General features: G+C 65.6%; 15 protein-coding genes. 5 read left to right on the plus strand and 10 right to left on the minus strand.

Annotated elements, in window-relative coordinates:
• Positions 1 to 28 precede the first annotated feature (28 nt).
• From L0U83_RS15745 to L0U83_RS15765, 5 genes are all read right to left on the minus strand, one after another.
• Positions 29 to 274 carry a DUF2964 family protein gene (locus tag L0U83_RS15745; RefSeq protein WP_233884485.1) on the minus strand — a complete coding sequence of 82 codons (246 nt, stop codon included), beginning with the start codon at positions 272 to 274 and terminating at the stop codon, positions 29 to 31.
• A 319-nt stretch (positions 275 to 593) separates the two neighbouring features.
• A complete protein-coding gene (gene fliD / locus L0U83_RS15750) occupies positions 594 to 2,033 on the minus strand; it encodes a flagellar filament capping protein FliD (RefSeq protein WP_233884495.1) in 1,440 nt (479 codons plus the stop codon).
• 158 nt (positions 2,034 to 2,191) lie between these two features.
• A complete protein-coding gene (locus L0U83_RS15755; protein ID WP_233884500.1) occupies positions 2,192 to 2,785 on the minus strand; it encodes an IMPACT family protein in 594 nt (197 codons plus the stop codon).
• 795 nt (positions 2,786 to 3,580) lie between these two features.
• Positions 3,581 to 3,898 carry a hypothetical protein gene (locus L0U83_RS15760; RefSeq protein WP_233884503.1) on the minus strand — a complete coding sequence of 106 codons (318 nt, stop codon included), beginning with the start codon at positions 3,896 to 3,898 and terminating at the stop codon, positions 3,581 to 3,583.
• A gap of 311 nt (positions 3,899 to 4,209) precedes the next feature.
• Positions 4,210 to 5,889: an acyl-CoA synthetase gene (locus L0U83_RS15765; protein WP_233884504.1), complete on the minus strand. Its 1,680-nt coding sequence runs from the start codon at positions 5,887 to 5,889 to the stop codon at positions 4,210 to 4,212.
• A gap of 196 nt (positions 5,890 to 6,085) precedes the next feature.
• On the opposite strand from L0U83_RS15765, the gene L0U83_RS15770 reads away from it, so the two are divergent.
• Together L0U83_RS15770 and L0U83_RS15775 are read left to right on the plus strand one after the other, a co-directional pair.
• Positions 6,086 to 6,853 carry a Crp/Fnr family transcriptional regulator gene (locus L0U83_RS15770; RefSeq protein WP_373321055.1) on the plus strand — a complete coding sequence of 256 codons (768 nt, stop codon included), beginning with the start codon at positions 6,086 to 6,088 and terminating at the stop codon, positions 6,851 to 6,853.
• Positions 6,854 to 6,969: 116 nt separating this feature from the next.
• Entirely contained in the window at positions 6,970 to 7,332 is a 363-nt protein-coding gene (locus L0U83_RS15775; RefSeq protein ID WP_233884505.1) for a DUF4148 domain-containing protein, read from the plus strand.
• Between the two features lie 8 nt (positions 7,333 to 7,340).
• Here L0U83_RS15775 and L0U83_RS15780 read toward each other — a convergent pair whose 3' ends face one another.
• Positions 7,341 to 9,116 (minus strand): peptidoglycan D,D-transpeptidase FtsI family protein, encoded by a 1,776-nt coding sequence (locus L0U83_RS15780; protein WP_233884506.1) that lies wholly within the window; start codon positions 9,114 to 9,116, stop codon positions 7,341 to 7,343.
• A 228-nt stretch (positions 9,117 to 9,344) separates the two neighbouring features.
• Positions 9,345 to 10,892 (minus strand): methyl-accepting chemotaxis protein, encoded by a 1,548-nt coding sequence (locus L0U83_RS15785; protein ID WP_233886533.1) that lies wholly within the window; start codon positions 10,890 to 10,892, stop codon positions 9,345 to 9,347.
• A gap of 420 nt (positions 10,893 to 11,312) precedes the next feature.
• Between L0U83_RS15785 and aepX the strand changes: the two genes are divergently transcribed.
• From aepX to L0U83_RS15800, 3 genes are read left to right on the plus strand one after another with little or no spacing between them, the layout of a single operon-like run.
• Positions 11,313 to 13,004 (plus strand): phosphoenolpyruvate mutase, encoded by a 1,692-nt coding sequence (gene aepX, locus L0U83_RS15790; RefSeq protein WP_233884507.1) that lies wholly within the window; start codon positions 11,313 to 11,315, stop codon positions 13,002 to 13,004.
• A complete protein-coding gene (aepY, locus tag L0U83_RS15795; RefSeq protein ID WP_233884508.1) occupies positions 13,001 to 14,188 on the plus strand; it encodes a phosphonopyruvate decarboxylase in 1,188 nt (395 codons plus the stop codon). The genes aepX and aepY overlap by 4 nt, the downstream gene beginning before the upstream one ends.
• A gap of 10 nt (positions 14,189 to 14,198) precedes the next feature.
• A complete protein-coding gene (locus tag L0U83_RS15800; RefSeq protein WP_233884511.1) occupies positions 14,199 to 15,266 on the plus strand; it encodes a 2-aminoethylphosphonate aminotransferase in 1,068 nt (355 codons plus the stop codon).
• A gap of 106 nt (positions 15,267 to 15,372) precedes the next feature.
• On the opposite strand, the gene L0U83_RS15805 is transcribed toward L0U83_RS15800, so the two are convergent.
• From L0U83_RS15805 to L0U83_RS15815, 3 genes are all read right to left on the minus strand, one after another.
• A complete protein-coding gene (locus L0U83_RS15805; protein WP_233884513.1) occupies positions 15,373 to 16,602 on the minus strand; it encodes a PepSY-associated TM helix domain-containing protein in 1,230 nt (409 codons plus the stop codon).
• Positions 16,603 to 16,864: 262 nt separating this feature from the next.
• Positions 16,865 to 17,014: a hypothetical protein gene (locus tag L0U83_RS15810; RefSeq protein WP_233884514.1), complete on the minus strand. Its 150-nt coding sequence runs from the start codon at positions 17,012 to 17,014 to the stop codon at positions 16,865 to 16,867.
• A 132-nt stretch (positions 17,015 to 17,146) separates the two neighbouring features.
• Positions 17,147 to 17,734: a nucleotidyltransferase family protein gene (locus L0U83_RS15815; RefSeq protein ID WP_233884515.1), complete on the minus strand. Its 588-nt coding sequence runs from the start codon at positions 17,732 to 17,734 to the stop codon at positions 17,147 to 17,149.
• Positions 17,735 to 17,865: the final 131 nt, after the last annotated feature.

Consider the following 17,865-nt stretch of genomic DNA (forward strand, 5'->3'; position numbering starts at 1 on the left):
CCATGACCCGTGGGCGGCGTGCGAGCCGCTAGTCCACGCGGTTGCGGTCGCGCACGAGGATCGAGACGTAGATCGCCGTGCAGACGATGATGATGGCCACGCCGGTAATCACCTTCTGGTGGTCGAAGTTGATGAGTCCGATCACCGCGATGGCGATGCCGGCGGCAGAGCCGAGTGTGCCCATCGCGGCCACGAAAATACGCACCTTGCTCCAGACGCGATGGCGCCGCTCGGGTCCTGCGCCTTCCATAAATCGATGCAGTCGATCAAACATGGCGGCTCTTCCGGGTTGGGTAGAAGGCGGTCATGCGGGCGCGATTGAACGAGCGAGCCTGACCAGATCAAGTATAGCCAGCCCATTATTACGCGTTCTTTCATTCGCCTGCGCGCTATCGCGCCGGAATGCCCGATCGTTTTTTGCGCGCGTTTAAGTTTGTCTTAATTTTGGCTCGCCATGATGGAGCGGTCGGGTCGATTTGATAGTTCGATTCGCGGTTGTTCTTCACGTCCCCTGTTGGCCGCCGATTCGTTCGGCGGCCTTTTTTTTGTCCGCACTCGACGTTTGCTAGCGTCGAGCCGCGCGCATTCGAGCCTTATTTGTGATTGGTCGCGAGGGCGCCCGCGCTGTTTGCGCCGCCGAAAAGCTGTGTCAGATATTGCTGGTTGTTGTTCATGATCGACATGAGGTTATTGAGCGCGGTGAACTGGCGGTTGAATTTCGCAGTGAGCTGGGTTGCGCGCGCATCGAGCATCGACGACTGGTTCTTGATGTCGTCAAGCTCCTTGTTGATGGCAGTGCTGCGCTGCTCGATGATGCCGCTCGATTGCACGTAGGGCGTGATGGCGCTGTTGAGTTTGGCGGTCATGCCGCCGCTGCCGAACAGCGCGGCAATCGCACGATTGCCCGGTTGCAGCGCTTTCTTGAACGTATCGTCGTCGATCTCCAGTTTCCCGCTCTTGTCGAGCTTGATGCCGATCTCGCCCAGCGAGTGGGTCACGCCGTCGCTGCCCTTCACGCCCGCCGAAATGACTGCCGGCAAACTCGACGCGAGTGTGCGCGCGATCGAGTCGCCGAGCAGCGCGCCCGCTTGCGCGCCTGTCGAACCGGTGGCGGCCGTGTAGGAGGTCAGCCCGTTCAGGGCATCCACGTAGCTGTTGTACGCCTTCACGAAGTCGCGGATGGACGTGCCTGTCGCTTCCGTGTCCGGGGCGATGGTGAGCGTTTGCTTCGTGCCCACCGAGGCGCGTTCGAGCTTGATCGTGATGTCGCTCACCACGCCCTCGAGCGTGTTGCTCGCGCTCGTGACGCGGGTGCCGTCAATGCGCAGTTCGGCGTCGCCGGCTGCCTCGACTTCGCGCATCTGCGAGGAGGCGAGGCGCGTATCGACGCCCGGGCCCGCCTGGACGTCGATCGCGTTGGCCGCGCCGGTTTTGTTCGCGCTCAGCACGAGGTGCTGACCGTCGGCGCCGTTGACGATCGACGCTGTGAAGCCGGGGTTGTCCTTCGCCCGGTTGATCGCTGCGACGACATCGGTGAGTTTGTTGCTGCCCGCGGCGATCGTCAGATGCATGGACTTGCCGCCCATCGAAATGTCGAGGCTGCCCTCGCCGAGCGTCTCGCCTGTGTCGAAACCGTCCGAGTTGAGCTTGTGCGCCGTCGCCAGGTGATCGACCTCGACCGTGAAGCTGCTCGCCACCGCGTTCTTGCCGGCTACCGCGCTCAGGCTTTTGTCCTTTTCGCTCGTCGTGACCGTGAAGCGTTGCAGCGCGGCGCCGTCCTTGAACGGCTCGAGCGCGCTCTGGAGCGAAGCGAGCGCCGACTTCAGCGTGCCGAGCGCGGAGAGCGTCGTGTTACTGGCCGTTTGCTTTGCACTGAGGATGGCGCTCGGCCCCGCGATCTTCGCGTTGACGAGCGCTTTGACGAGCTGGTTGACGTCGAGCGTGGAGTTGGTCGCGCCGCTGATGATCGACTGGGCGGCGTCGCTCAGCGCGCTGTTCGCGCTGGCGGTGGTATTCGTGATCGTGCTTGCCATGAAAGAAGTCCGTTCGTTCTGGTGCGTCGAATCGACGGAACGCGCGTATGCGCGGCCATGCTTTCATTACGGCAAGCTTTCATGAAACTTTATGAAAGAATCGAAAAGAATTTGAAAAGTTTTCGCCTCGTCCTCGCGGCGGCTGCCGGCCGCCCGCTTCAGACGTGCTCGGGGAAGCCCGAGCGGCCTTGTGTGAGGTCGGTTAGCGTGTTGCGCGCGGCGTCCACGGCGGTGGCGGGTAACTGGATCGTGAGGCGGACTGTCATGGCGTATTGGCTCTCCACGAGCGTGAACCGTTCCTGGTCGATCCAGTGGCGCACACGGGTCTCGTCGGGGTAGCCGAGTTCGACCGTGAGGCGCGCCTGTGCGATGCGCTCGACGCGCTCGGCCCCCTGCAGGGCGCTGGCGATGCCGTCGGTATAGGCGCGCACGAGGCCGCCCGCGCCGAGCTTCACGCCGCCGTAATAGCGCACCACGGCCGCGAGCACGCCGTCGAGATCGTGATGGCGCAGCACTTCGAGGATCGGGCGCCCGGCGGTGCCGGAGGGTTCGCCGTCGTCGGACATGCCGGACTGGCCGCCCGCGAGCAGGGCCCAGCAAACGTGCGTGGCGGTGGGATGTTCATCTCGCAGACGGCGGATTTCAGCCATGGCTGCTTCGCGGTCGGCAACGGGAATGGCGTGCGCGATGAAGCGGCTCTTGCGGATCTCGAGTTCCGCGGTGACGGGATGGGCGAGGGTGAAAGTTGGCACAGGCGGGTTGGCACAGCAGGCGAAACCACCATGTTAGCCGATGCGCACTGGCCGGATCTGGACGTCCGTCCCTATATCTTGCCAGTTTATGTAATGGTTCTTTGCGCTAGACGCTAGTGACGCCCCGGCTTTCAGACCGGATAATGCTCGGCATGACGGATCTAGCTCTGGCTGGAGCGAAGCCGAACTCCTCATTCGGTGATCCGTCATAGTCCTTTCTCTCGCGGCGCCGTTCCGGCCGACGCGATTCTCCAGGCGCACAGAAGCCAAAAAAATCCCCGGTCGGACTGTGTCACGACCGGGGGTCATAAGGCTCGCCTGTTCTCAAGAGGCAATCCCACATTACGTCCGCAAAATTGCGTCCGCAATCGGAAAAAAAACCTGGTGCGCCGGGCGCCCGATGCGCGCTAGTGTTCTCGCGAATGCCCAAAAAAAATCCCGGCCATCTCTGGCCGGGCAATGAGAATACACCGTGCGCTCCGGGGAACGAAACGCCCGACAACGTTACTAGTGGGGCGCGCGGCCGGCAACACTTGCGCATTACCTGCAATTACTGCCTTATGCCTTTCCGGCTGCGTCCGGCGCGCGGCGTGGCGGGCCGGAACCGCCGTGTGGCGGGCGCTGTGGCCATATTATTTCGTATGCCGAACGATATTTGCGCAGAGGATCGCACGTGGCGATGTAAGGCGCTGAAATGCGCCGAGGCCGATCTCCCCAACGGGAGACCGGCCTCGGTGTGCCACTTCCGGCGCCGCCAGCGAAGGCGGCCCGTCGATCACGCGTACTTCATGCGGATCAGTAACGCGGCGGGGGCGGCGGACGATGGTCGTCGTCGCGGTAGCGCGGGGGACCTTGATCGTGCGGGTGATGGTGCATCCACTCGTCGTGTGCCCAATAACGGTGGCCGTCCCAATAACGGTCATCGTGCCAGCCGATCGAGACGTGCGCGTCCACCGGCATCATGTGCGGTTGGCCGTATTGCGGCACCGATTCGGCACGCAGCCCATACGGTGCGGATTGAGCGAAGGCGCTCGATGCGCCCATCAATGCGCCGCCGGCGATCAATGCTGCGGCGATGGCGCGGGCGGGGGTCTTCCAGCTTTTCGTATTCATGATGTACCTCCTCTTTGGTTGCGTCGTCAGTCACGCGGCATCGAGATGCCTTTGTGTTGCGACCACGGTTCAAAGCTTATCGGCCCAAAGCGGAGGAATACGTGACCACTTGTAAGGTTTCGTTTCATACGATTCTTTATGCACGAAGGGCCGTTCTGACAGTTGGCCCTTGATGCAGAAAGGATTAAGCGCCGCGCCTGACACTCGGGAACCCGGCCCAGAGGGTCGGGTTGTCAACTGGCGTTACATCTGGGCGGCGCGGGCCGCCCGAATGCGTCACCTGTACCGGTCAGCGGGTTCCGGTGTCGTTCTTACCGAGGGGTTGTCGCGCCTGGCGTGCCTGTTTGTGCGCCAGACAGATCGATTGCGCTTTGCGAGCCTAGTTGCGCGCGCAACTCATATTTCTGGATCTTGCCCGTGGCTGTGCGCGGCAGTTCGCCGAATCGCACGGCGCGCGGCACCTTGAAGTGCGCGAGAAAGAGCCGGCAGTGCGCGATGATTTCCTCGGCCGTGGCGCTCGCGCCGGGCCGCAGTTCGACGAACGCACACGGCACTTCTCCCCACTTCGGGTCGGGCATCGCCACGACGGCGGCGAGCGCGACGGCCGGGTGGCGATACAGCGTGTCCTCGACTTCGATGCTAGAGATGTTCTCCCCGCCCGAGATGATGATGTCCTTGCTGCGGTCGGTAATGCGCACGTAGCCGTCGGGCGTCATCACGCCGAGGTCGCCCGTATGGAACCATCCGCCGCGGAACGCCTCTTCGGTCGCGCGCTCGTTCTTCAAATAGCCCTTCATGCAGATGTTGCCGCGGAACATGATCTCGCCGAGCGTTTCGCCGTCGGAGGGCACGGGCTCCATCGTCTGCCCATTGCGCACGCTCACACCGCTTTGCAGGTGATAGCGCACGCCCTGGCGAGCGGCGAGGCGCGACTGTTCCTCTTCGGGCAGCGTCTGCCAGCGCTCCTGCACCGCACACACGGCGGCGGGGCCGTACACCTCGGTCAGGCCATAGACATGCGTAAGCTCGATGCCGATCGTCTTCATCTTCGCGATCACGGCCGGCGCGGGCGGCGCGCCGGCGACCATCGTGCGCACGGTGTGCGTGATGCCCTCGCGATACTCGGCGGGGGCGTCGGCGAGCGCGCCCTGCACGATGGGCGCGCCGCAATAGTGCGTGACGCGCTCGCTGCGAATGAGGTCGAACACGAGCTTCGCGTCGAACTTGCGCAGGCACACATTGACGCCCGCTCGCGCAGCGACGGTCCACGCAAAGCACCAGCCGTTGCAGTGAAAGAGCGGCAGCGTCCAGAGGTACACGGCGTGCTTGGGCATGTCCCATTCGAGGATGTTGCTCACCGCGTTGAGGTACGCGCCGCGATGGTGATACACGACGCCCTTGGGGTCGCCCGTCGTGCCCGAGGTGTAGTTCAGCGCAATGGCGTCCCATTCGTCGCGCGGCGGCGCCCAGGCGAACTCGGGATCGCCCTGCTCGAGGAACGCCTCGTAGTCGGTTGCGCGCGGGAAGAATTCGGGGTCGGCGGCCGCGATGTCGGCCACGCTGATGATCTTGAGGCTGGGGAATTCGAGCGCCGCGCGCTGCGCGAGCGCCGCGAATTCGGTATCGACGATCAATGCCTTCGCTTCGCCATGGCGCAGCATGAACAGCATGGTGGCGACATCGAGCCGCGTGTTGAGCGTGTTGAGCACCGCGCCGAGCATGGGCACGCCGAAGTGCGCCTCGACCATCGCAGGAATGTTGGGCAGCAGCGCCGCCACCGTGTCGCTGCGGCCGATGCCCGCCCGTTCGAGCGCGCTCGCGAGCCGCCGCGTGCGTGCATAAGTCTCGCGCCAGGTGCGGCGGATGTCGCCATGGACGACGGCGAGACGATCGCCGTAGACTTCGGCCGCGCGGGCGATGAAATCGATCGGCGTGAGCGGCACATAGTTGGCTTCGCGTTGCGCGAGCCCTTCTTCGTACGGGTGCAACATGGCGGTGTCTCCGGTGTCGATCGCCGATGCCGGCTCAGAGCCGTGCCGCGGTCGGTCGCAGGTTTGTCGGTATGATTCGCGCTACCGTAGCAGGGCCGCGCACGCCAGTCTGTCGCCGGCGCGACAGAGCGGGCCGCGACGCACGATCCGCTCGGCAAGATCGGCCCAAAGATTGACTAAACCCAAGGAAAGCGCGATGTCGCAATCCATTATGCCCCCGGACGGGACCCCGCCTGCCCGCGATTCGTGGAACGAAGGCGAGCGCATCGACGCAGCAAACCTCGCGCGCCTGACCTCGCTGTTCGAGCGCTGCGTGTGGTTTCGCGCGCTTGCGCCCGAGCATCGCGAGTGGGTGCTGGCGTCCTCGCATGCGCAGGGCTATGCCGCGGGCGCGATCGTCGCCGCGCGCGAAGCCCCCTCCGACTGGTGGCTCGGCGTGAGTTCGGGCCTCGTGAAGCTGGCGATCTTCAATGCTTCGGGGCGCGGCTGCACGTTTTCGGGTGTGCCGCACGGCGGCTGGTTCGGTGAGGGGAGCGTCATCAAGCGCGAGCCGCGCAAGTACGACGTGATCGCGCTGCAGCCGTCGCTCGTCATGGCCGTCGCCACCGGGACGTTCCACCGGCTCATGGACAGCAGCCTGCCGTTCAACCGCTTCGTGATCCATCAGCTCAACAACCGCATGGGCGAGTTCATCGCGCTGATCCAGAACAGCCGCTTGCTCGACGTGGATGCGCGCGTCGCGCAGTCGCTCGCGCAGATGTTCAATCCCGATCTCTACCCCGAGACGGGGCGTGCGCTCGACATCTCGCAGGAGGAGATCGGCATGCTGGCGGGTGCGTCGAGGCAACGGATCAACCAGGCCCTGCAGACGCTCGAGCGCCAGGGGCTCGTCGCGCTCTCCTATAACCGCGTGGACGTGCTCGATCTCGACGGGCTGCGCGCGTTTGGCCGCGACCAGATTTGAGTACCGCAGAAGTCCTTATCAATCTTGCGAGGAATAGAAGACTCTCTCCGCCGCGAGCCGGTTTTTATGGGTGAGCGCGCTGCGTAGACTTTGCCCATCGAGTTCAAACGGAGAGCATGGTGAAAAACGCAATGCTGCGCGCGGCGCTGGTTTCGATGATGGCGATTGTTCCGGCGGTGTCGTTTGCGCAGGCCGATAGCGCGCAAAACGGCCCTGTGACGCGCGCCCAGGTGCTTCAGGAATTGGTTGATCTGGAGTCAGTGGGGTACAACCCGGCTTCGGCGAACGACGTCACGTATCCGGAAGATGTGCAGAGAGCCATGCACAGGCTTGCCGAAAAGCGCGCCAACGAAGCGCGCGTGGCGCAGGAGCAGGTCGCGCAGTCGGGTTACGGCGCGCCGCCCGCGCAGAACGGCGAAGCGGGCGCGCCCGCCGCCGTGTCGGGCAGCGAGCCGCCGCCCGCTTACCGGCACCATTGATTGCGACGCTAACCGCGCCCTGAGCTGACCTTGGTGCCCTTGGGACTCTCGGGTGCGGCCGCGACATCGGGCGGCACGCCGAGCAACTGGAGCGTGCCGGCCGTCACGCCAGAGAACACCGGCCCCGCGACCGTGCCGCCATAGAACGCCTTGCCCGCCGGATCGTCGATCATCACCGCGACGATCACGCGCGGCGCGCTCATCGGCGCCATGCCCACGAAGAGCGCGCGATAGCGGTTCTTCGCGTAGCCCGCGCCGATCTGCTTGCGTGCGGTGCCCGTCTTGCCGCCCACCCGATAGCCATCCACATTCGCGGCGCGCCCCGTGCCGCCGTCGCTCGTCGCCATTTCCAGCATCTTGCGCATCGCGGCGGCCGTGGCCGGTGTCGTCACGGCACGCGTCGCCAGCGCAGTTGAACTGTTCGCGCCGCCTGACGGATCGCGCAGCAGCGTAACCGGATGCAGCGTGCCGTCGCCGGCGTAGGCCGTGTAGATCTGCGCCATCTGCAGGAGCGAAGTGGAAAGGCCGTAGCCATACGCCATCGTCGCCTGCTCGATGGGGCGCCAGCGCGCCCACGGCCGCACGCGGCCAGGCGCTACGCCCGGGAACGTGACGCCGGGCTTCTGCCCGAGGCCGTACTCCTGATACTTGTCCCAGATGGTTTGCGCGGGGAGATTCAGCGCGAGCTTGGCGAGCGCGATGTTGCTCGACTTCTGGATCGCTTCGGCCACGGTCATGCGGCCATGATTGGACGTGTCGTGGATCGTCGCGGGGCCGATGCGGTAGGTGCCCGGCGAGGTGTCGATGAGCGTGTTTGCGTTGACCTTGCGCAGGTCCATGGCAAGCGAAACGACCACGGGCTTGATCGTCGAGCCGGGCTCGAACGTGTCGACCACGGCGCGGTTGCGCAACTGCTTGCCCGTGAGACGCGCGCGGTCGTTCGGGTCGAACGACGGCCAGTTCGCGAGCGCGAGGATCTCGCCGTTCTGCGCGTCGAGCACGACGACGCTGCCCGCTTCCGCATGGTTTTTTGCCACCGCAGCCTTGAGCTGCGTGTACGCGAGCTGCTGGACGCGGCGGTCGATGGTGAGCTGCACGGTCTCGCCGTTGCGCGGCTGCACGCGCTCGCTCGGCTCGGAAACGACGCGCCCGAGCCGGTCGCGGATCACCTCGCGCTGGCCCGGCGTGCCGCGCAGTCGCGTGTTCGCGGCAAGCTCGACGCCTTCCTGGCCGGCGTCTTCGATGTCGGTGAAGCCCACCACGTGCGCGGCCGATTCGCCTTCGGGGTAATAGCGCTTCGAGTCGGCGATCAGCGTGATGCCGCCCATGCCCATCTCGTCGATGTGCTCGGCGGTGTTGGCGTCCACCTGGCGTTTGAGCAGCACGAAGGAGCGGTCGCCGGCAACGCGCCGGTCCAGTTCCGCGAGCGGCATGTCGAGCACGCGCGCGAGCGGCGCGTGCGCTGCGGCGTCGAGCAGGCGCGGATTCACCCAGACTTCGAACGTGGCGAGGCTCACGGCCAGCAGCGCGCCGTTGCGATCGACGATGCGCCCGCGCATGGCGTCGAGTTCCAGCGTGCGCTGGTAGCGCTTTTGGCCCTGCTTCACGTAGAAGCCGTGATTGGCGATCTGAATCCAGAACGCGCGCCCCGCCAGCGCCGCGAAGGCGGCGAACGTGATGAACACGATGAACTTCGAGCGCCACGCGGGCAGGCGCGGCGCGAGCATCGGGTGACGGGTCGCGGTCGCGTGCGGGTCGCGTGGCGGTTTCCTGGAACGGATCATCGGCAAGGCGGGGTGGCTTGGCAGAACTATATTGTAAACATGATGTAATTTAATTGAAATGAAAGGTGCGCACGGCCGCGAGACGATCGGGTGCGTGTTGCGCGCCGTCATGCGGCGCGAACGGTGCGGGGAAGTGGGAGGGGCGTAAACCGAACCGGGCCGCGAATGCGGCCCGGTGAAAGGCGGGAGGCACCGGCGGCGAAGTCGCGCCGCGGTGCGCAGACCCGTTTAAGCGTGCGCCGGCAAGCGGAAGCTCGCGATCGATTCGCGCAGCACGCTCACCTGATCCTTGAGCGAATGGGCGGCGGCGGCGGCCTCTTCGACGAGCGCCGCATTCTGCTGCGTCACCTGATCCATCTCGCCCACTGCGCGGTTGACCTGCTCGATGCCGGCACTCTGCTCGCGCGAAGCGTTGCTGATCTCTTCGAGGATCTCGTGCACGCGTCGCACCGACTGCACGATCTCGGTCATCGTCGCGCCGGCGTTGGTCACGAGATGCTGGCCTTCGGTCACTGTGCCCGTCGACTTTTCGATCAGCGCCTTGATCTCCTTGGCGGCGGTGGCGGAGCGCTGCGCGAGGCTGCGCACTTCGGCAGCCACGACCGCGAAGCCACGGCCCTGCTCGCCCGCGCGCGCCGCTTCCACGGCCGCGTTCAAGGCGAGGATGTTGGTCTGGAACGCAATGCCGTCGATCACGCCGATGATGTCGCCAATCTGCTGTGAACTCGTCGTGATGTCGCCCATGGTGCGCACCACGTCGTCGACCACGGCGCTGCCGCGCGTGGCGACGTCGGCGGCCTGGCTCGCGAGCGACGCCGCATGCTGGGCGCTATCCGCGCTCTGGCGCACATTCGCCGTCATCTGATCCATGCTCGATGCGGTCTGCACGAGCGCCGCCGCCTGTTCCTCGGTGCGCTGCGAGAGATCCGTGTTGCCCGCCGCAATCTCGTTCGCGCCCACGTTGATGTTTTCCGCGCCGCTGCGCACGCGCGAGACGGTTTGCACGAGCGCCGTCTGCATCGTTGCGAGCGCACGCATCAGGCTGGTCTCGTTCGTGCCCTGCACGTGCAGGCGCAGGGTGAGATCGCCCTCGGCGATGCGGTTGGCCGCGTCCACCGCGCCTTCCAGCTCGCCGCCGATGCTGCTGCGCACGCTGCGCACGACGAGCACCATCACGGCGGTGGAGGCGGCCCCCAGCAGGAAGGTGACGCCGAGCCAGCGCAGCAGGCTGCCGTAGAACTCGGCGCGCACGTCGTCCATGTACATGCCCGTCACGATCACCCAGTCCCACGGTGCGAAGCGGCGGCCGTAGCTCGTCTTGGGCACCGGCTCGCTATGGCCGGGCTTGGCCCACAGGTAGTCGAGAAAGCCGCCGTTCGGCCCGCTCGCCGCGTTCACGAGTTCGGTGAATACGTGAGTGCCCGCGGGGTCGGTGAAGTCCGAGAGCTTCTTGCCGTTCAGCTCGGGCTTGATCGGGTGCATCAGCATGACCGCATTCGAGTCGTTGATGCTCAGATAGCCGTCCGCGCCGTAGCGGATCGAGCCGATCACGGCGAGCGCCTGCTTCTGCGCGTCGGCTTCGGGCAGGGCGTTGCGTTGCGAGAGGCCGTAGTAATAGTTCGCGACGCTCATCGCTTCTTCGACGAGCGTGGTGAGCTGCGCGCGCCGCTCGCGAATCATCGACTCGCGGCTTTGCCAGGCGCCAAAGGCGACGATCAACAGCAGGCCGATCCAGAGGATCACGATCATCGAGCGGAGCTTCTTGTTCAGGGTCATGTTCTGCATGGTCGGTCAGGTATTCCACAGGGCAGGAGCGGTACGACTGGCGATACGTTGCCGCCAGAGTGTGTTTACGGCCCACGCAAACGTGCGCGAGACCCAGGGGGAACCCTGCTTAGGCAGCGTTTCTTCATACAAAACAAAGACCTTTGATCTGGCTCATATGACGGAGCGCTGAAACCCCCCCGCGAAAACGCCGATAAAAGCCACAAATTTCACTGTAACTCCATGATTTGCCACTCTTTGCGTCGATCGACTGCGGATAGGAATCATTTCCGATATAGTCGCGACTTTGCTCCCGGCCGGCCTGATTTCGAGGCCTGCGATGACGCCGGGGACGAAGACTTTTCCCAACGATGCGACGCGCACGGCGCAGCCCCCGCTGCCGCCCTCATGACGTCCACTGGAGTAACAAGAATGAACGCACGCGAACCCGCCCTGGTCCCCGCCGCCAATGCCACATCGCGCAGCGCACGGCTGCGCCAGATGCTGACCAGCAACGAACTCGAATTCCTGATGGAAGCGCACAACGGCCTTTCCGCACGCATTGCGCGCGAGGCGGGCTTCAAGGCGATCTGGGGCTCGGGCCTCTCGATCTCCGCGCAGTTCGGCGTGCGCGACAACAACGAAGCGAGCTGGACCCAGGTGGTCGACAACCTCGAGTTCATGGCCGACGCGAGCGACCTGCCCATCCTGCTCGACGGCGACACCGGCTACGGCAACTTCAACAACGTGCGCCGTCTCGTGCGCAAGCTGGAGCAGCGCGGCATTGCGGGCGTGTGCATCGAAGACAAGCAGTTCCCGAAGACCAACAGCTTCATCAATGGCGAGGCGCAGCCGCTTGCAGACATCGACGAGTTCTGCGGCAAGATCAAGGCGGGCAAGGACTCGCAGACCGACGAGCACTTCTCGATCGTCGCGCGCGTCGAGGCGCTGATCGCGGGCTGGGGCATGGACGAAGCGCTCAAGCGTGCCGAGGCCTATCGCCTGGCGGGCGCGGACGCGATCCTCATCCACAGCAAGCTCTCCAAGCCCGATGAGATCCTCACGTTCGCGCGCGAGTGGGCGGGCCGCGGCCCGCTCGTGATCGTGCCGACCAAGTACTACAGCACGCCGACCGACGTGTTCCGCAAGGCGGGCATCAGCACGGTGATCTGGGCGAACCATCAGATCCGCGCGGCCGTTTCGGCCATGCAGGCCGTGACCAGGACGATTTACGAAACGCAGACGCTCGTCGATGTCGAAGACCGTATTGCTGCGGTCAACGAAATTTTCCGCCTGCAGGACGCCGACGAATACTCCGAAGCCGAGGACCGCTACCTCTCCGCTTCGTCGCGCGGCGCGGGCTCCGCGATCGTGCTGGCCGCGAGCCGCGGCTCGGGCCTCGACGCTTACACGGAAGACAAGCCCAAGGTCATGCTGCCCGTGGCGGGCAAGCCGCTCCTGCGCTGGCTCGTCGATGCGTTCAAGAAGCAGTCGGTCAACGACATCACCGTGGTGGGCGGCTACAAGGCCGAAGCCATCGACAAGGCGGGGATCAAGCTCGTGCGCAATGAGCGATTCGCGCAGACGAACGAACTCGCGTCGCTCGCGTGCGCGGTCGGCGCGCTCGACAACGACACGGTGATCTCGTACGGCGACCTCGTGTTCAGCAGCTACATCCTGCGCGATCTCGTGGAAAGCGAAGCGGACTTCAGCGTGGTGGTGGATTCGTCGCCTGACTCGGAGAACAGCAGCACGCGCGACTTCGCATGGTGCTCGGCCGCCGACGAGCGCGATCTGTTCGGCAACAAAGTGTTCCTCGAGCGCGTGGCGAGCGAACCGGCCGCAAACGGCGCGGCTGCGCACGGCCGCTGGATCGGTCTCGTGAACGTGCGCGGCGCAGGCCGCGCGAAGCTCGCGAAGAAGCTCGCGCAACTGCAAACGCGCGCCGACTTCGACACGCTCGACATGCCCGCGCTGCTCAATGCGCTGATCGCAGACGGCGAGAAAATCGAAGTGCAATATGTGCATGGCCACTGGCGCGGCGTGAACGACCTCGAAGACTTCCGCCGCGCTGGAGATTTCGCGCACGCGCAAACGCCGCTCGGCGCGGAGGGCCAGGCATGATCGAAGCCGCACAGTTCGTCGAAGCGGCGCGTTCGCGCGGCTTCGAGTGGTACGCGGGCGTGCCGTGTTCGTACCTCACGCCGTTCATCAACTATGTGCTGCAAGACGACTCGCTGCACTACGTGAGCGCGGCCAACGAAGGCGACGCGGTCGCGGTCATCGCGGGCGTGGCGCTCGCGGGCAAGCGCGGCATCACGATGATGCAGAACTCGGGCCTCGGCAATGCCGTCAGCCCGCTCACTTCGCTCACGTGGACGTTCCGCCTGCCGCAATTGCTGATCGTGACGTGGCGCGGCCAGCCGGGCGTCAGCGACGAGCCGCAGCACGCGCTGATGGGCCCGGTCACGCCGCAGATGCTGGAAACGATGGAAATTCCGTGGGAGACATTCCCCACGCAAGCCGATCAGATCGCGGCGGCGCTCGATCGCGCCATCAAGCATATGGACGAAACGGGCCGCCCGTACGCGCTCGTGATGCAAAAAGGCAGCGTCGCGCCGTACGAACTCAAGGGCAGCGGCGCGATGCCTGAAAAGCACGCGCTGAGCGCCGCGCAGGTCGAATGGACCGGACGGACTCCTGATCAACTGCCCACGCGTGCACAGGCGCTAGAGCGCGTGATCGCCGCGACGCCTGCCGAGTCGACGGTGGTCGTCGCCTCGACAGGTTTCTGCGGACGCGAACTCTACGCGCTCGACGACCGCTCGAACCAGCTCTACATGGTGGGCTCGATGGGCTGCGTCACGCCGTTCGCGCTCGGTCTCGCGCTTGCGCGGCCCGACCTGAACGTGGTTGCGCTCGACGGCGACGGCGCGGCGCTCATGCGCATGGGCGTGTTCGCCACGCTCGGCGCCTATGGCCCCGCGAATCTCACGCACGTGCTGCTCGACAACGGCGCGCACGATTCGACGGGTGGCCAGGCCACCGTGTCGGGGCAGGTGTCGTTCGCAAACGTGGCCGCCGCTTGCGGTTACGCGCACGCCGTGGAAGGCGACGATCTCGCCACGCTCGACGGCGTGCTCGCCGCCGCGCGCGAGCGCGCGAAGGGCACTTCGGGTGTCGAAGGCACACGCTTCGTACGCCTGACGATTCGCCGCGGCACGCCCGACGGCCTGCCGCGCCCCACGATCACGCCGCCCGATGTGAAGACGCGCCTCATGCGCCACATTGGCGCGCTCGCTCAATAAGGAACTACCGATGCTGCTGCTCAATCCCGGCCCGGTCACGCTGACCGAACGCGTGCGCCAGAGCCTCCTTCAGGAAGACCTGTGCCATCGCGAAGGCGAGTTTTTCGATGTGCAGGAAGAGGCGCGCACGCGTCTCGTGGGCGTCTACGATCTCGACCCCGCGCAGTGGCAGGCCGTGCTCATGACGGGCTCCGGCACGGCTGCGGTCGAAAGCATGATCTCGACGCTCGTGCCTGCGAACGGCAAGCTGCTGATCGTAGAAAACGGCGTATATGGCGAGCGCATCACCGCGATCGCGAAGCAGTACGGCATCGCGCATGAGGTCATAAAGCACGACTGGATGCAGGCGCCGGACCTCGCGCGCATCACGGCCGCGCTCGACGCCGACAAGGCGATCACGCACGTTGCGATCATCCATCACGAAACGACCACCGGCCGGCTGAACGATCTGCGTGCGCTGGGCGAAGCGTGCCGCGCACGCGGCGTGCAAATGCTCGTGGACGGCGTAAGCAGCTTCGGTGCCGAAGCGATCGATTTCGGCGACGCCAGCATCGCGGCGGTGGCCGCGACGGCGAACAAGTGCCTGCACGGCGTGCCGGGCGCGGCCTTCGTGGTAGTGCGCCGCGCCGCGCTCGAAGCGGCGCATAGCCGCACGTACTATCTCGACCTCAAGCGCCTTGCCACGCTGCAGGATCAGCGCAACACGCCGTTCACGCCTTCCGTGCACGCGTATTACGCGCTCGTCGAGGCGCTGCGCGAACTCGCGGATGAAGGCGGCTGGCAGGCGCGTCACGCGCGCTATGCGGCGCTTTCGGAGCAGGTGCGCGCAGGGCTAGCCGCGCGCGGCATGGAGAGCGTGCTGCCAAAGGGCGAATCGTCGGTGGTGCTGCGCGCGTTCCGCTTGCCCGCGGGCGTCGATTATCCGCTGCTGCATGACGCGCTCAAGGCGCGCGGGTTCGTGATCTATGCGGGGCAGGGCGGCTTGTCGGCGCAACTGTTCCGCATTTCGACGATGGGCGACATTCACGCCGCCGATGTCGCGCGCTTGCTTGCGGCATTCGATGAAGTGACGCGCTGAAAGTAGGCATGACGGGCTTGCTGTTTCGAGCCCGTCCACGAAAAAGGCCTTGCAACGATCACTCGCTGCAAGGCCTTTTCTTTTGTCACGCGCGTTCGTCTGCGGGTCAATTCGCGGCGCGCTCGCGCGTGCCGATCGTGCTGGCTGTCCTGGTTTGTTTCGCGGGCTTGCGCCGCGCACGCGCTTTCTTGAGCCAGATGAGCACGCCGGTCACACTGAGTATCGCCACGACGAGTCCGGTAAAGCTGATGGCGATGCGTCCCGGCAGGCCAGCAATGCGCCCCGAATGCAACGGAAACTGCGCCTGAATGAAGATGTCGCCCGCGCTGCCTTTGCCGGGAATCTGCCTGCCGAGCACTTCGCCCGTGCGCGCGTTGATCATGAGCCAGGCATTGGCGAGGCCCGCGTCGCCATGATCCTTGCCCGCTGCGTAGTAGCCCACGCCGTACACGCCGGATGTGGGCAGCCCGAAGAGTCCGCCCGGCGGCGCGGCGATGCCTTCGCGGCGGCCCACGTCGGCGGCTTCGGCCACGATCCGGTCACGCGCGGCCGACGCTTGCGCAGGCGTGAGCGCGGGGCCCGGCGCGACGATGCGGAAGGGGTCCGGCGCGAGCGTCGAGAAAACCGACACCACAGGGCGCACGACCTGCGCGCCGAGGTTCATCGAAATGGATGTGACGGCCACCACGATCAGGAGCCCCCAGAGCCATACGCCGCCAGAGCGGTGCAGGTCGAACGTGAGCGCGTAGCCGCCGCGCTTCACGCGAAACGCGAGCGACTTGCGCCAGCTTTTCAGGCTCGGAAACGCGAGCACGATCGCTATGAAGCCGTCGAGAAGCCAAACGATCCCCACCACGCCCATCGTCCATACGCCGAAGTCGATGCCCATCTTCGTCGGCATGAATAGCGTGTAGTGGAGCTGGTAGAGGAAAGGGATCAGGTTCTGGCGCGCAAGCGATGCCTTGCCCCACATGCGGCGGCCTTGTTCTTCGCCCGTTACGGGGTCGAGCGCGACCTGGTTGAAGTCGAGCGCATAGGGCGCCTGGCTCCTTGGATCGAGGCGCGGCGCCACCAGCGCGATCCAGGTATGGCCGGGCTCGACGGAAAGCGGCATGAAGGTCACGACCGCGTGCGGTTCCTCGGCCTCGAGGCGCTTCGCGAGTTCGAGCGCGGGCAGCGGCGTGCCCGGCGTCGCGCTGCGGAAGAACGATGGGTTGAGCAGCGCGTCGAGTTCGTGGTCCCACGCAATCACCGCGCCGGTGAGTCCGGCGAGGAACAGGAAGGCTGCGGTGCCAAGACCGAACCAGCGGTGCAGGCGGACCAGCAGCGGTCTCATGCGAAACCTCGGCTCGCCGACGGGCGTGCGGGGGCGAACGCGATCACGATTGGGCTCACGGCGATCTTGAAAAATATTGCAAATAGGAATCGTTTGCATTCTACGGATCGACCGTCGAAGGCGCAAGCTTTGCGAAAGGCTGGGATTTGGGGGCGGAAGGAACGCGGGCGCGCAGGAGGGGCCGCGGCGCTTGCGAACTGGCGTCGCAGGCGCCGCTACGGCCGTGAGATGAGATGCCCGGCCGTGGCGGCCGGGCGTGCCATCAGACGGGGTCCTTGTCCGGCGGCCCCTCGGGGTGTTGCGGTTCGTCGTTGTGATGGCCCGGTGCCGGCGGGGTGAGCGGGTCGCGTTCGGGGTCGCGCGTCGGATCGGCGAGCGGATCGGGAAGCGGATTCGTGTGCGAACAGATCATCGCGAGGTCCTCTTGCGCTAAAGCGTGTGGCCGCGCCTATGGTTCGATAGTGCGCGTCAGCTTATAGCCTAGGCGATCGATTGCATGCCTGGCACTCGCAATTGAACAATCGCTGCGGGTTGAAGCGCGGAATCAAAGCCCGTTGAGGTCGGCTGGCGTGTCGACGTCGCGCAGAATGCCGGGGTCGTTGACTTCCACACGCGTGAGCGGGTGCGAGTTCAGCAGCGAGCGTGCGCCAGTGTCGCCATCGAGCGCGACGAGCGCTTCGCGATGCGGGTAGCCGAAGCCCACCGGATGTCCGCGCTGCCCTCGATAGAACGGCGCGACGAGCGATGCGCCGCCGTCCAGCGCACGCGCGACGGCTTCGATCGATTCGACGGCGATGCAGGGCATGTCGGCCAGCGCGACAATCCAGCTTTCCGCGTCATGATCGGTTTCCACGCCGGCAGCGAGACTCGCGCCCATGCCGCGCGCGGCGTCTGGCGCGAACACCACGTCGCAGCCCGCGTCGTTGAGCACATGCGCGAGCGTTTCCGCCCCGGGACGCACCACGGCGATCACTCTGGGCACGACACGCAGCAACCGTTGCGCGGACTCGCGCGCGACGCACGTGCCTTCCGGAAGGGGAGCGAGGAGTTTGTTGCGCAGACCGTTGGGATCGAAGCGCGAACCAGTGCCGGCGGCGAGCAACACGCCGGTGGCGAACGAAGCATAGGCCATGGGTGTGGACGCCCGCGAAGAGGGTGAGCAGTGATTGTGCGGCGCAAGCGCGCGTGAGGCAAGCCCCGCGCGCGCTATTTGCCTGGCTTTGCGCTGCATGGATCGACCGTTCATGCACTATGCGGGTGCAG

The organism is Paraburkholderia flagellata, assembly GCF_021390645.1.
Classification (GTDB): domain Bacteria; phylum Pseudomonadota; class Gammaproteobacteria; order Burkholderiales; family Burkholderiaceae; genus Paraburkholderia; species Paraburkholderia flagellata.